A 12,927-nucleotide genomic window follows, 5' to 3' on the forward strand; every position below is an offset into this window, starting at 1 on the left:
GACTCCAGGCCGGGCGACGCGGCACGAACTCCGTCAGCAGAGCGGGACGTTCACCGCAAGCCCGCCCATCGCGGTCTCCTTGTACTTGGTGGACATGTCCGCGCCGGTCTGCCGCATCGTCTCCACGACCTGGTCGAGCGAGACGTGGTGCACGCCGTCGCCGCGCAGCGCCATCCGAGCGGCGTTGATGGCCTTGTTCGCCGCGATCGCGTTCCGCTCGATGCACGGGATCTGCACCAGGCCGCCGATGGGGTCGCACGTCAGTCCGAGGTTGTGCTCCATCGCGATCTCGGCGGCGTTCTCGACCTGTTCCGGCGTGCCGCCGAGCACCTCGGCGAGACCGGCGGCGGCCATCGACGCCGCCGAACCGACCTCGCCCTGGCAGCCGACCTCGGCACCGGAGATGGACGCGCGTTCCTTGTAGATCGACCCGATCGCCCCGGCGGTGAGCAGGAACCGCGCGACGGCGGCGTCCCGTTCCGCCGCGGAGGAGACGGAGACCGTGGGCACGTAGGTGAGCGCGTAGTACAGGACCGCGGGGATGATGCCCGCGGCGCCGTTCGTCGGCGCGGTGACGACACGGCCACCGGTGGCGTTCTCCTCGTTCACCGCCATGGCGACGAGGTTCACCCACTCCATCGCGAACAGTGGATCGTGGTCGGGGTCATCACGGCTGAGCTGCTCGTGCCAGCTCGCGGCTCGACGACGGACGGAGAGGCCACCGGGCAGGCAGCCGGTGCGCCGCACGGAGCGTTCGACGCAGGACTCCATCACGGCGTGGATCCCGAGCAGTCCGGACCGGACGTCGGTGACCGAGCGGTCGACGGCTTCGTTCGCCAGCGCGATCCCGCTGATCGGCAGCCCTGAACGGGCGCAGGCGGCGAGCAGTTCGGCCCCGCTCGAGAACGGGTACGGCACGGCGTCGTCCACCGGGATGGCGGCCCCGGCGACGGCGGCGGCCGCGTCCGCTGCGGGTGCAGCCTTCTCGTCGCGCGCGATGAACCCCCCACCGACCGAGTAGTACGTCTCGTCGACCAGGTCGGTTCCGTCGGCGTCGCTGGCGCGGAGCCGCATCGCGTTCGGGTGCCGCGGCAGCATCGTCAGGGGGTGCAGGACGATGTCGGCGAGCCGGAAGGGCACGCTCGCACCGCCGTCGAGCCGCAGGACGCCGTCACGCTCCAGGTCGTCGAGCGCCGCGGCCATGGCGTCCGGGTCGACGGTCTCGGGGTGCGCCCCCATGAGTCCGGCGACGACGGCACCGAGGGTTCCGTGACCGTGCCCCGTCGACGCGAGCGACCCGTACAGGTCGACCACCACCGAGGCGACCGGCAGATCGCGGACGAGTGCGGCGAACTCGGCACCGGCCCGCATCGGCCCGACGGTGTGCGAACTCGAGGGGCCGACACCGACGCTGAACAGATCGAACACGGAGACCGGCACGCCGCCACACTAACCCGTCCGGACGGGTCTGCGGTCAGCGCCGACGGCCACCCTCGGGGGGCATCACGAACCACAGGACGACGTACGCGATCCACAGGGGGCCGGGGAAGAAGCTCAGGATCACCCAGACGACCCGGACCAGGGTGCGGGACAGGTTGAACCGGTCGGCGAGACCGGCGCAGACACCGGCGAGGAGGCGACCGTTGCGGGGACGGGAGAGTGTGCTCATGGGGACGACGCTACGCACCCGCGGGGGCGGTCGGCATCCGGGCAGTACCCCGGCCACGGTGGGGGAAACCCCCGACCCGACCCCCAGCCCGAGCCGGCCCGAGCCGACCCCGAGCGGTCACGGGACGAGAACGATCTTGCCGCGGGTGTGCCGCTGCTCGAGTTCCTCGTAGGCGTCCTGCACACGCTCGAACGGGTAGGTCGCCGCGATCGGCACCTCGATGGAGCCGTTCGCGACCTGCAGGGCGAGGGCTCCGAGGATCTCCGGGTCGGCGGTGTCCGAGCTGCCGGAGGCCTTCGCCCCGACCTCGGCCGCGTACTCGAACGCGATGATCGTCTCGATGCGGTCGACCGGCACCCCCAGCGCGATCCCGAGGCGCACGTACTCGGGCCCGTAAGTGTCGATGACGGCGTCGATGCCGTTGGTAGCGAGTTCGGTGATGCGCTCCTGCAGCCCCTCGCCGTACGCGACGGGCCGAGCGCGCTTCGAGCGGAGCCACTCGTGGTTCGCCTCGGACGCGATGGCGATGACGTCGATGCCCTCGTTCGTCAGCAGCTGGGTGACGAAGCCGCCCACACCACCGGCGGCGCCGGACACCACGACGGTCTCGCCGGGCCGCGGGTCGACGGCGCGCACGGCCGCAGCCGCGGTGGTCGCGATGACGTCGAGTCCGCCGGCGACGGTCCAGTCCAGCAGCCGCGGCTTCTGCACGACCTGGACGGCCGGCACGGAGACGTACTCGGCCTGGCTCGCGCGGTCCCACGACCAGCCGATGACCTCTTCGCCTTCGTCGACGCCGTCGACCTCCGCCCCGACGGCCACCACGATGCCCGCGAAGTCCGTGCCCTGTCCGGACGGGACCTCGCCGCCGACCAGGCCCTGGCGGATGGCGGACTCGCCGGGGTTGATGCCGGCCGCGCGGACGCGGACGAGCACCCGGCCGGGCGACACCTCGGGCACGGGCACCTCGGCGACGTGCAGCACGGAGCGATCGCCCCACTCGTCGAAGCGGACAGCGCGCATGGTCTCCGGGATCTCAGGCATCGCGTTCGACGCTACCCCCGAGCAGCGGCACCCGTCAGCGGCTCCGGCAGCGGCTCCGGCAGCGTGGACCGCTCCATCGGCACGGCAGTGCGAGACTGGGGCAATGCCCATCCTCAACAAGGACATGCAGGTCTGCATGTCGCTCGCCGCCCGACCGAGCAACATCGGCACCCGGTTCCACAACTTCCTGTACGACGAGCTCGGGCTCAACTTCCTGTACAAGGCGTTCACCACGACGGACCTGCCCGGCGCCGTCACCGGCATCCGGGCGCTCGGCATCCGCGGCTGCTCGGTGTCGATGCCCTTCAAGGAGGCGATCATGCCGCTCGTGGACCACATCGAGGACTCCGCCGCCGCCATCCAGTCCGTCAACACGGTCGTGAACGACGACGGCGTGCTCACCGCCTCGAACACGGACTACGAGGCGATCGCCGCGCTGCTCGGCTCACACGAGGTCGACCCGTCGTCGCGCGTGCTGCTCCGCGGCTCCGGCGGGATGGCCAAGGCCGTCACAGCAGCGTTCCGCGGCGCCGGCTTCGACCGGTTGACGGTCGTCGCCCGCAACGAACAGACCGGCCCGGCGCTCGCGTCGCAGTACGGGTACGAGTGGGTCGCCGACGAACACGAGGCGGGGGAGACCGACCTCGTCGTCAACGTCACACCGCTCGGCATGCGCGGCGACCAGCAGGACGCGCTCGCCTTCGCACCCGAACGGATCGAGGCGGCGCACACGGTCTTCGACGTGGTCGCGTTCCCGTCGCAGACCCCGCTCGTCCGCGCCGGGCGTGACGCCGGCAAGCACGTCATCACCGGCGCCGAGGTCATCGCCCTGCAGGCTGCGCGCCAGTTCGAGCGCTACACCGGCGTCGCCCTGACGAACGACCAGGTCGCGCGCGCCAGCGAGTTCAGTCGCGCGGAGTAGGAACCGGCCACGAATCCGACTGGAGGCACGGCGCCAGCTGGCACCGCGCCTCCAGTCCGGTGTTCGGGGACGTCTCAGGCGTTGGCCGCACGCCCGACAGCGACCCACTCGAGCCGGCGCAGCGTCTCGCGGTTGCGGGTCCAGATGAGCGGCTGCATGAGGAAGTCGGGCACGTACGAACCCGGCCCGGCCACCGCGTTCTCGGTGATCGTGACCTTGCTGCCGTGCCGGTGCGGTTCGACCTTCAGCTCGACGCGGGCCTCGCCGATGGGCCAGCCCTTCGGCTGGATGACCATGCGGTGCGGCGGCTCCCAGACGAGCGACGTCGTGACGTCGTCGATGACCAGCGGCCACGCACCGAACGAGTGGTGCAGCCGGGTGCCGACCTGCGGCCAGCCGGACTCCTCCTTGCGCATGCGCGAGGCTCCCACCACCCAGGTCGTGTAGAGCCAGCCGTCACCGAGCACGTCGAAGACGTCCTCGGGGCGGCAGTGCAGGATGCGGACGTTCTTCGCCATGGTGTTCAGCCTTCCGGGGTGAGGTCGACGTCGTCCGGCAGCCCGAAGGTGTGCCGGAGTGCGCTCTTGGCGGCGCGCCAGCCGGCCATGCCGTGCACGCCGGGGCCGGGGGCCGAGGACTCGGAGCACAGGTACATGCCGCCGCCCATCCGCCACGGGTCGCTGGACAGGACGGGGCGCTTCACGAGCTGCCAGAAGCTCGCGGCTCCGGCGGCGATGTCGCCGCCGACGTAGTTCGGGTTGTACTCGCCCATCTGCACGGCGGTCCGCGAGCTCGACGACAGGATCGTGTCACGGAACCCCGGGGCGAAGCGCTCGATCTGCCGCGTCACCGCCTCGGTCGGGTCGACGTCCGAGCCGGCTGGGACGTGCGCGTACGCCCAGAACACGTGCTTGCCCTCGGGCGCGCGGGTGGGATCGACCACGGTGGGCTCGGCCCCGAGGACGTACGGACGCTCGGCGTGCCGGCCGCGCGCGACGGCGTGCTCGGCCGCAGCGATCTCGCCCCGGGTGCCACCGATGTGCACGGTGCCCGCTCGACGCAGGTCCTCGTTGGTCCACGGCACCGAGTCGGACAGCGCGAAGTCGACCTTGGCCGCCGCGTTGCCGAACCGGAAGCGCCGGAGCGCACCGCGCTTCGGTGTCGGGATCTGCTTGCCGGCGATCCGGAGCATGCCCGGCACGCTCGTGTCGAACAGCACGGCCTTGGCGGGGGTCAGGTCACCGAGGGACCGGACCTCGTGTCCCGTGACGATGCGACCGCCGTGCGCGACGAGGTCTGCGGCGAGCGCATCGACGATCGCCTGGCTGCCGCCGATCGGTACCGGCCACCCGCGGGCGTGCGCGTAGGAGCCGAGCGAGAGGGCCGCAGCGGCGGTGGACAGCGACGGCAGGTGCTGGATGGAGTGCGCGGCGACACCGGAGACCATCGCGGGGGCCGCATCCCCGCGGAAGCGCACGTTCCAGGCGCTCGTGCCCTGCTCGAGCGCGCGCAGGCCGAACCGCAGGACGGTGACGGGATGCCGCGGCACGTGCAGCAGCGCATCGGTCGCGAAGTCGGCGACCTGGTCGGCGTGCCGCGCGAGCGGGGCCATCAGCTGCTTGAAGGCCGGGCCGTCCACGCCGAGCTCGGCGGCCGTGCGGTCGATGTCCCGGTACGCGATGCCGGCCCGTCCGCCGTCGAGCGGGTGGCCGTACTGCACCTCGGGCAGGCGGAGCTCGATGCGCTCCTCCATCCGGAACAGCCGGAAGAACTCGGACTGCAGGGCCATCGGGTGCACGGCCGAGCAGACGTCGTGCAGGAAACCGGGCAGGGTGAGTTCTGCGGTGCGGGCCCCGCCGCCGATGGTGTCGTTCCGTTCCATCACCTCGACCGACAGGCCAGCGCGCGCCAGCGTCACCGCGGCCGCGAGCCCGTTCGGTCCCGCTCCGACGACCACCGCATCAACCATGCCCCGAGCCTAGGGACTCGTGACTGTTCGTGGTCCAGGTCAGGCGCGCGAGGTGTCCGGATCGGCCGGGTCGGACTCGTCCTGGTCGCCATCGGCGTCGTCGGGCTCGTCGGCGTCCGCCGCGGTGGAGCCGACCGGGTGCTCGGCCAGCAGCGCCGCGAAGTCCTCGTCGAGCATCTGCTGCAGCCGGTCGTCGCGGCCGATCTCGTAGCCGTCGGCGGGGCGCTGCGCCCAGCCGAGCCGTCCGACGACGGTGGTGCCGATGTCGTCCCAGGCGCGGGCCCGGGCGGCGAGCACGATGCCGTCGACGAAGTGCTGGTCGTCACGGCGCTTGTCGAGCATCGTGGCGAGCTGCTCGTACGTGGCCTCGCGCATGCGGAGCTTCAGGTCATCGCCCCGCCGGTAGTCGTGCTGGTGGCGGGAGCGGCCCTTCTGCTTGCTCGACCGCGACCGGATGTCACGCATGCGCGCGGCATCGCCCCGCTGCTCCTCGGCCATGCGGTGGAGTTCCTGGCGCGTGGCCTCGGCGATGAGCGCGTGGTCGAAGTAGCCCTGGTCACGCAGGGCGTTCGTGATGATGCGGTTGGCCACCGCGATCGTGACGGCGGCCTTCGCGATGAGGAAGCCCTCGTCGACCGCCCGCTTCAGTTCGACCTGGCTGATGGGTCGATCGCGCACGTCGTGGTTGCGTCGTCCGAACAAGGCCATGCTCCGACGATACCGGCGACCGGTGTCGATCCGTCTGCACCGGGGGCGGCAGGGCTCAGAGGAGCAAGCCGTAGACGGCCACGTCGACGCGCTCCGGGCCGAGGGGCAGGGCCCCGCGCAGGGTGCCCTCGTGCGCGAAGCCGAGCCGCTCGGCGAGCCTGCGGCTCCGCGCGTTGTCGACGGCCGTCCGGATCTCCATGCGTGCCACGCCGCGCGCCCGGGCGACCCCGATCAGGACGGTGGCGGCTCGCCGGGCGACACCCCGCCCCTCCTGTCCGGCGTCCACCCAGTAGCCGAGTGATGCCTGCCCCAGGTACGGGTCGAACGTCAGCGACGCCACCCCGACCACCCGGTCGCCCGCGCGGATGACGCAGGGCAGCGCGCGGTCCATCGCGAACTGCCCGAGCAGTCGCTCGGTGTGCAGGGCGATGGCCTCGCGGGTCTGCGCGCCCCACGCCCAGGGCTCTGCGGCGCGCAGCCGGTCGAGGTTGGCGTGCACGAGTTCGAGCACCGGGTCGACCGTCGTCAGGTCGCGCAGCGTCAGCGTGTAGCCGTCGCCGAGGTCTCGTCCGAATGCCGTCACCGTCCTGACACTAGGCACCCCGACCTGGGGCCGTCACTCGTAGCGGAGTGCCTCGATCGGGTTCTGTCGCGCCGCGCGCCGCGCCGGCAGGGTACCCGCCAGGAACGCGATGAACATCACGACCAGGATGATCGTCGCGACCGAGCCCGGCGCGAACTGCATGATCTGCAGCCCCGGCAGGTCCTGCAGCAGCGTGCCGGCCAGCACGTTCGAGATCCCCGTGCCGAGCAGGATCGCTGCCCCGGCCCCGATGGCGCTGCCGAGGAAACCGATGAACACGGCCTCGAGCGAGAACAGCGTGTAGACCTTGCCGCCGCCCATGCCCATCGCCTTCATCAGGCCGATCTCGCGGGTGCGCTCCTGCACGCTCATGAGCAGGGTGTTGATGATGCCGAAGCCGGCCGCGATCAGGGCGATCACGGCGAAGGCGTTCAGCACCCCGACGATGCCGCTGATCACCGTCTGGAACTGGCCGAGCTGGTCCTGGACGGTCTGCCCGAGGAACCCGTCGTCGGACAGGGACTTCTTCACGGTGGCGACCGAGGCACCTGCGTCGAGCGTCGCGGTGGCGCTGGCGTACGACGTGGCGATCGAGTCGGGCTTGCCGATCTCCTGCGCGGCCTGCATGGCGTCGGTCAGCGCGGCGTTCGCCCCGGCACCGCTCCCGAACAGCGACTCGTTCTGCACACCGACGACCGTGGCGGTGAGGGTGTGCTCCTTGCCCTGGTAGTCGTCGACGGCGAACGTGAGCTCCTTGCCGACGGCGGCGGAGGCGCTGCCGAGACCCGAGTTCTTCAGGTAGTCGGTCGGCAACATCACCTGGTTGGCGTCGGTTTCGTCGTCGAGCTGCTTGCCGCTCGCCAGGTCGGCGTCGAGCTCACCGGCGTTGGCGGTCAGGGAGACGACGTACTTGCCCTGGTCGCCGTACTCGGCGTACTTCGGCGCGAGGGCGACCGCGGGACGGAGGCTCGTGATGCCGTCGGTCTTCTCGATGTCGTCGACGTCGGACTGCGACAGGTACGAGAACGACGCCGGGCCACGGTCGACGCTCTGGCCGGACTCGTCTGGGTCGTACTCCGCCGGGCCGCTGTCGGTCGAGGTGGTGTCGACGGCCTTGGTGACGACCAGGGTGCCGTCGTCGCCGATCGACGAGACCTGGCTGTCGATGTAGTTGCTGACGCCCGTGCCGATGGCGGACGTGAGCGTGATGGTGAAGGCGCCGATGAAGATCGCGATGACGGTCAGCGTGGTGCGGAGCTTGGAGCGGAAGGTGTTGCCGACCGCGGTGCGCAGGAGGTCGAGGACGTTCATGCGGAGTGCCTTCCGTGGGTGGCCGACGCGTCCACGGCGTCGACGCTCCCGCCGACGATCAGACCGTCGCGGACGTTGACGCTGCGGTCGCAGCGTGCGGCGAGCTCTTCGTCGTGGGTGACGACGACGAGCGTGATCCCCCGCTCGCGCTGCAGCCCGAACAGCATGTCCTCGACCACCTGCCCGGTGTTCGTGTCGAGGTTGCCGGTCGGTTCGTCCGCGAAGATGACACTCGGCTCGCCGACCAGCGCCCGGGCGATGACGACCCGCTGCTTCTGCCCGCCGGACAGGTCGTTCGCGTCGTTCTTCGCCTTGTCGGCCAGACCGAGGGCATCGAGCGCCGCCATGCCACGACGCTTCCGCTCGGCACCGGAGACACCGGCGATCTTGAGCGGGAGCACGACGTTGTCGAGCACCGAGGTCTTCGGTGTCAGGAAGAACTGCTGGAACACGAACCCGAAGGTGCTGTTCCGGGTGCGGTTGACCTGCCGTGCACCGAGCGTCGCGGCGTCCGTGCCGTCGAGCAGCACCTGTCCCGCCGAGGGCTTGTCGAGCAGCGCGAGCAGGTGCATGAGCGTCGACTTGCCGGAGCCCGACTTGCCGACGATCGCCAGGCTCTCGCCCGGGTGCACCGCCAGCGACACCCCCTTGAGCGCATCGAACCGCGTCGCGCCGCGGCCGTAGGTCCTGGCGAGGTCACGGGCCTCGAGCACGGGAGTGGTCATGGGTTCACCGTAGTGTCCGCCTCGAGACCCGCCGTCGCATCGCCGAGGCGGCTCGGTCCCTGGCGCTCGAGCAGGACATCGACCTCGACCCCGGTCCGCGCCCGCGTCGTCGCGTCGATCCGCGACACGGCTGCGCGCATCGCTGCCGCCTGAGACGCAACGACAGACGGACGGGAGGCGCGGCGCCAGCTGGCACCGCGCCTCCCGTCCGACGGATGGTGAGCGAACCGACCGCGGGACGTCAGGGCTTCGTGATGAAGCCCTCCTTCACCATCCAGTCGAACGCGACGTCAGCCGGCTCGCGCCCCTCGACGTCGACCTGACGGTTCAGCTCCTGCAGCACCGCGTCGGTGAGCTTCGGCGAGATCCGGTTGTAGATGCCCTCGAGCTGCGGGTACTCCTTGAGCGTCGCCGAGTCGAGCACCGGGGCCACGTTGTAGGCGGGGAAGAACCCCTTGTCGTCCTCGAGCACGGTCAGGCCGAGCGACTTGATCCGGCCGTCGGTGGTGAAGACCTCGCCGAAGTTGCACTTGCCGCGGTCGGTGGCCGTGTAGACCGTGCCGGTGTCGAGGATGCTGACGTTGCTGCTCGGCACACCGTTCGGGCCCGAGCTGCCGAGTTCCAGCCCGTACTTCTCGAGCATCGGCTTGAAGCCGTCCGCACGCGAGTTGAACTCCGACTCGACGCAGAACGTGCGCTGGTCGACCGGCAGCTTCGTGACGTCGGACAGGCTCGTGACGTCGCCGAGTTCCTCGACGGCCTCGTCGCGGACGGCGAATGCGTACGTGTTGTTCATCGGCGCCGGTTCGAGCCAGGTCAGCCCGTTGCCGGCGTCCTCTTTCTTGACCGCCGTCCACTGCTCGGTCTTGTCCGGGATCCCCTCGGCGTGGCCCATGAAGGTCAACCAGGCGGTGCCGGTGTACTCGTACGTGAAGTCGGCGGCGTGCGAGGTCATCAGCTCACGGACCGCGACGCTGCCGGGCACGTTCGTCTCGTCGGTCACGTCGAACCCGGCGGCCTTGGCGGCGAGCACCGCGATCTTTCCGAGCACGAGCTGCTCGGTGAAGTTCTTCGACGTGACGGTGATGTGGGCGTCGGCCGGCAGGTCGTCGATGCGCTGGATGGAACCAGGGGCGGCCTCGGGCACGAACGACGTCGCGGGCTGCAGGCCGCAGCCGGTCAGGACGAGGGCGGTGGCACCGGCGAGGAACGCGGCGGCACCGGCCCGGGTGCGGGTCCGGTGGTTCATCTGAGTCCCTTCGGTCGTGCGACCGTCTCGACCACGCGGCCGAGCCAGTCGATGGTGAGGGCGAGCAGGGCGACCAGGAGCGCACCGGAGATCAGCACCTTCGGCAGGAAGAGGTTCACCCCGGTGGTGATGAGCAGGCCGAGACCACCGGCGCCGACGAACGTGGCGAGGCTGGCCGTACCGACGAGGAGCACCAGGGCCGTCCGGATACCGGAGAGCATGACCGGCACGGCGAGCGGGAGCTCGACGCGCATGAGGACGCTGAACGCGCTCATGCCCATGCCCCGGCCGGCCTCGACCAGTCGGGCATCGACGCTCTGCACGCCGATCATGGTGTTCCGGAGCACCGGCAGGATCGCGTAGAGCACGAGAGCGACGACCGCGGACCAGCTGTTCAGGCCGAGCCAGGCCGCGAGCAGCACGATGAGGCCGACCGCGGGCGCAGCCTGCCCGAAGTTGGCGACGGCGAGCACGTAGACGCTCGCCCGACGCAGGGGGCCGCGGGTGAGCAGCACCCCGAGCGGGATGCCGATCACGAGCACCAGGATCGTCGACTCCAGCGTGAGCACGAGGTGCTGGCCGGTCAGGTCGAGGATGTCCGACGGGTTCAGCGTCGTGCGCTCGGTCGGGGTCAGGTCGGCCGTCGCGAGCCACACCGCGAACCCGGCCAGGACGACCAGGATCGCGATCGGCTGGAACAGCAGACCCTTCCACGAGGTGCGCGCACCGGTTGCCGGGCCGGCTGCCGCGGGGCCGGCCGCGACAGCGCTCACAGGTCTTCCCCCGTGGGCATGGAGGCCATCGGGGACGACGGCATCGTCTCGATCGGGTTCGTGTTCGTCCCGACCGGCGTGTAGGCCTGCTCGTTCGCGGCGGCCGCGCGGGATCGGGTGATGGCCTCCATCACGGTCTCGACCGTGATGACCCCGCGGAAGGCGTCGCGTCGCCCGGTGACGAGTGCGGCACCGGCACTCGAGACGAGCATGGTGTCGAGCGCGTCGTTGAGGGTCGCGCCCTCGCCGACGACGGGCAGGCCCGGTTCGACGCCGTCGGGGATGCGTTCGAGGCGCTCGAGCTGCCGGCGCGACGGCCAGCCGATCGGGCGCTGGCGATGGTCGACGACGACGACGTGCTGGTGTCCGCCGGCCTCGTTCATCCGCTGCAGCACGGCCTTGACCTCTTCGCCGGGGGAGCAGGTCACGGCGGACTCGACCTCGACGTCGCGCACGCGGTTCAGCGTCAGCTGCTTCAGCCCGGCACCGGAGCCGATGAAGTTCTCGACGAACTCGTTCGCCGGCTCGGCCAGGATCCGCTCGGGGGTGTCGTACTGCACGATGTGGGCGCCCTCGGTGAAGATGACGATCCAGTCGCCGAGCTTCACGGCCTCGTCGAAGTCGTGCGTGACGATGACGATCGTCTTGTGCAACTCCTCTTGGATGCGCAGGAGCTCGTCCTGAAGGCGCTGGCGGGTGATCGGGTCGACCGCACCGAACGGCTCGTCCATGAGCAGGACCGGCGGGTCCGCTGCGAGCGCGCGGGCCACGCCGACGCGCTGCTGCTGGCCGCCGGAGAGCTCGCGGGGGTACCGGTCGCGGTAGGTGTCGGGATCGAGCGAGACCAGGTCGAGGAGCTCGTCGACGCGCGCCGCGACCTTCTCCTTCGACCAGCCGAGCATCTTCGGCACGATGGCGATGTTCGCCGCGACGGTCATGTGTGGGAAGAGCCCGCCGGCCTGGATCACGTAGCCCATGCGGCGGCGGAGCTCGTCGCCGTCGATGCCCGTGACGTCGTCGTCACCGACGACGATCCGACCCTGGGTGGGCTCGATCAGGCGGTTGATCATCTTGAGGGTCGTCGTCTTGCCGCAGCCGGACGGGCCGACGAGCATGACGATCTTGCCGGCCGGGATCTCGAGCGTGATGCCGTCGACCGCGGGCTTCGACTGTCCGGGGTACCGCTTGGTGACCTCGTCGAGCAGGATGCTGCGTCCGGTGACGTCCCCGTCGGGCGCGGTGGTGGTGGCGGAGTCAGTGCTGGACACGGATACCTCTCGAGATGGTCAGGCGGCCGAGGCCGATGAGGAGCAGGTCGAGGACGAGGGCCAGCAGGATGACGCCGACCACCCCGACCACGACGGAGGACAGGGCGTTGGCACCGCCGAGGCGGGACAGCCCGGAGAAGATGAAGCCGCCGAGCCCGGGGCCGAGCGCGTAGGCAGCGATGGCGGCGATCCCCATCACCATCTGGGCGGAGACGCGCACGCCGCTGAGGATGATCGGCCACGCCATCGGCAGTTCGATCTGCAGCAGGGTCCGGAACCGGCTCATCCCGATGCCGCGCGCCGACTCGACGACGGTGGGCGGGATCTCGGCGAGACCGACGACCGCGTTGCGCAGGATCGGCAGCGCGGCGAAGAAGACGACCGTGACGACCGACGGCAGGACCCCGAAGCCGAGCGGGACGATGAGCAGGCCGATGACCGCGAAGGACGGCAGGGTGAGGCCGATGGCGGACACCCCGTTCGCGACGGAGGTCAGGCGGGGGCTGCGGTAGACGAGTGTGGCGAGCACCACGGCGATGACCGTGGCGAGGACCACGCACTGGACGACCAGTGAGAAGTGCTGCCACGATGCGAACCAGATCTGGCTCCATCGCTCCACGACGTACTGGAACACGGGTGGGCGCTCCCCTTCCGGTCGGCTGAACTGCCCACAGATCGGGGCACGAGCTGCGCCAAAGCTACGCAG

General features: G+C 70.7%; 15 protein-coding genes. 1 reads left to right on the forward strand and 14 read right to left on the reverse strand.

Going from position 1 to position 12,927, the window contains the following annotated elements:
• Window positions 1–33 precede the first annotated feature (33 nt).
• The 3 genes from ITJ56_RS07575 to ITJ56_RS07585 all read right to left on the reverse strand — a co-directional run bounded on the left by ITJ56_RS07575 (window position 34) and on the right by ITJ56_RS07585 (window position 2,713).
• The gene (locus ITJ56_RS07575) at window positions 34–1,440 is read right to left on the reverse strand and encodes an L-serine ammonia-lyase (protein WP_194629280.1); all 1,407 of its coding nucleotides are present in this window, start codon (window positions 1,438–1,440) and stop codon (window positions 34–36) included.
• Window positions 1,441–1,474: 34 nt separating this feature from the next.
• The gene (locus ITJ56_RS07580) at window positions 1,475–1,669 is read right to left on the reverse strand and encodes a PspC domain-containing protein (protein WP_027466823.1); all 195 of its coding nucleotides are present in this window, start codon (window positions 1,667–1,669) and stop codon (window positions 1,475–1,477) included.
• A gap of 117 nt (window positions 1,670–1,786) precedes the next feature.
• Window positions 1,787–2,713: an NADP-dependent oxidoreductase gene (locus tag ITJ56_RS07585; RefSeq protein ID WP_228517314.1), complete on the reverse strand. Its 927-nt coding sequence runs from the start codon at window positions 2,711–2,713 to the stop codon at window positions 1,787–1,789.
• Window positions 2,714–2,816: 103 nt separating this feature from the next.
• Here ITJ56_RS07585 and ITJ56_RS07590 point away from each other — a divergent pair, with 103 nt between their 5' ends.
• Complete coding sequence (locus ITJ56_RS07590; RefSeq protein ID WP_194629288.1) at window positions 2,817–3,635, forward strand: shikimate 5-dehydrogenase; 819 nt, start codon at window positions 2,817–2,819, stop codon at window positions 3,633–3,635.
• 74 nt (window positions 3,636–3,709) lie between these two features.
• Here the strand turns inward: ITJ56_RS07590 and ITJ56_RS07595 are convergent, their stop codons facing one another.
• From ITJ56_RS07595 to ITJ56_RS07645, 11 genes are all read right to left on the reverse strand, one after another.
• The gene (locus ITJ56_RS07595; protein ID WP_194629290.1) at window positions 3,710–4,153 is read right to left on the reverse strand and encodes an SRPBCC family protein; all 444 of its coding nucleotides are present in this window, start codon (window positions 4,151–4,153) and stop codon (window positions 3,710–3,712) included.
• A 5-nt stretch (window positions 4,154–4,158) separates the two neighbouring features.
• A complete protein-coding gene (locus tag ITJ56_RS07600) occupies window positions 4,159–5,604 on the reverse strand; it encodes a phytoene desaturase family protein (RefSeq protein ID WP_194629292.1) in 1,446 nt (481 codons plus the stop codon).
• A 39-nt stretch (window positions 5,605–5,643) separates the two neighbouring features.
• Window positions 5,644–6,312 carry a hypothetical protein gene (locus tag ITJ56_RS07605; protein ID WP_194629293.1) on the reverse strand — a complete coding sequence of 223 codons (669 nt, stop codon included), beginning with the start codon at window positions 6,310–6,312 and terminating at the stop codon, window positions 5,644–5,646.
• Between the two features lie 55 nt (window positions 6,313–6,367).
• Window positions 6,368–6,895, reverse strand: coding sequence for a GNAT family N-acetyltransferase (locus tag ITJ56_RS07610; protein ID WP_194629295.1), 528 nt, complete (start codon window positions 6,893–6,895; stop codon window positions 6,368–6,370).
• 33 nt (window positions 6,896–6,928) lie between these two features.
• Entirely contained in the window at window positions 6,929–8,206 is a 1,278-nt protein-coding gene (locus ITJ56_RS07615; protein WP_194629297.1) for an ABC transporter permease, read from the reverse strand.
• Entirely contained in the window at window positions 8,203–8,931 is a 729-nt protein-coding gene (locus ITJ56_RS07620) for an ABC transporter ATP-binding protein (RefSeq protein WP_194629299.1), read from the reverse strand. Before ITJ56_RS07620 ends, ITJ56_RS07615 begins: the two co-directional genes overlap by 4 nt.
• Window positions 8,928–9,071 (reverse strand): hypothetical protein, encoded by a 144-nt coding sequence (locus ITJ56_RS07625; protein WP_194629301.1) that lies wholly within the window; start codon window positions 9,069–9,071, stop codon window positions 8,928–8,930. The genes ITJ56_RS07620 and ITJ56_RS07625 overlap by 4 nt, the downstream gene beginning before the upstream one ends.
• 101 nt (window positions 9,072–9,172) lie before the next feature.
• On the reverse strand, window positions 9,173–10,180 hold the full coding sequence (locus ITJ56_RS07630) for a glycine betaine ABC transporter substrate-binding protein (RefSeq protein WP_194629303.1): 1,008 nt from the start codon (window positions 10,178–10,180) through the stop codon (window positions 9,173–9,175).
• The gene (locus ITJ56_RS07635) at window positions 10,177–10,953 is read right to left on the reverse strand and encodes an ABC transporter permease (RefSeq protein ID WP_194629305.1); all 777 of its coding nucleotides are present in this window, start codon (window positions 10,951–10,953) and stop codon (window positions 10,177–10,179) included. Before ITJ56_RS07635 ends, ITJ56_RS07630 begins: the two co-directional genes overlap by 4 nt.
• Window positions 10,950–12,221: an ATP-binding cassette domain-containing protein gene (locus ITJ56_RS07640; protein ID WP_194629314.1), complete on the reverse strand. Its 1,272-nt coding sequence runs from the start codon at window positions 12,219–12,221 to the stop codon at window positions 10,950–10,952. Before ITJ56_RS07640 ends, ITJ56_RS07635 begins: the two co-directional genes overlap by 4 nt.
• Entirely contained in the window at window positions 12,208–12,855 is a 648-nt protein-coding gene (locus tag ITJ56_RS07645) for an ABC transporter permease (RefSeq protein WP_194629316.1), read from the reverse strand. The genes ITJ56_RS07640 and ITJ56_RS07645 overlap by 14 nt, the downstream gene beginning before the upstream one ends.
• Window positions 12,856–12,927 lie beyond the last annotated feature (72 nt).

This window comes from Curtobacterium sp. VKM Ac-1376, assembly GCF_015351025.1.
Lineage (GTDB): Bacteria > Actinomycetota > Actinomycetes > Actinomycetales > Microbacteriaceae > Curtobacterium.

Bases quoted from the DNA above. Each gene is read 5' to 3' on its own strand.
- ITJ56_RS07585 (WP_228517314.1), bottom strand. From the start codon at position 2,713: ATGCCTGAGATCCCGGAGACCATGCGCGCTGTCCGCTTCGACGAGTGG.
- ITJ56_RS07605 (WP_194629293.1), bottom strand. From the start codon at position 6,312: ATGGCCTTGTTCGGACGACGCAACCACGACGTGCGCGATCGACCCATC.
- ITJ56_RS07600 (WP_194629292.1), bottom strand. From the start codon at position 5,604: ATGGTTGATGCGGTGGTCGTCGGAGCGGGACCGAACGGGCTCGCGGCC.
- ITJ56_RS07590 (WP_194629288.1), top strand. From the start codon at position 2,817: ATGCCCATCCTCAACAAGGACATGCAGGTCTGCATGTCGCTCGCCGCC.
- ITJ56_RS07620 (WP_194629299.1), bottom strand. From the start codon at position 8,931: ATGACCACTCCCGTGCTCGAGGCCCGTGACCTCGCCAGGACCTACGGC.
- ITJ56_RS07595 (WP_194629290.1), bottom strand. From the start codon at position 4,153: ATGGCGAAGAACGTCCGCATCCTGCACTGCCGCCCCGAGGACGTCTTC.
- ITJ56_RS07615 (WP_194629297.1), bottom strand. From the start codon at position 8,206: ATGAACGTCCTCGACCTCCTGCGCACCGCGGTCGGCAACACCTTCCGC.
- ITJ56_RS07625 (WP_194629301.1), bottom strand. From the start codon at position 9,071: ATGCGCGCAGCCGTGTCGCGGATCGACGCGACGACGCGGGCGCGGACC.
- ITJ56_RS07580 (WP_027466823.1), bottom strand. From the start codon at position 1,669: ATGAGCACACTCTCCCGTCCCCGCAACGGTCGCCTCCTCGCCGGTGTC.
- ITJ56_RS07630 (WP_194629303.1), bottom strand. From the start codon at position 10,180: ATGAACCACCGGACCCGCACCCGGGCCGGTGCCGCCGCGTTCCTCGCC.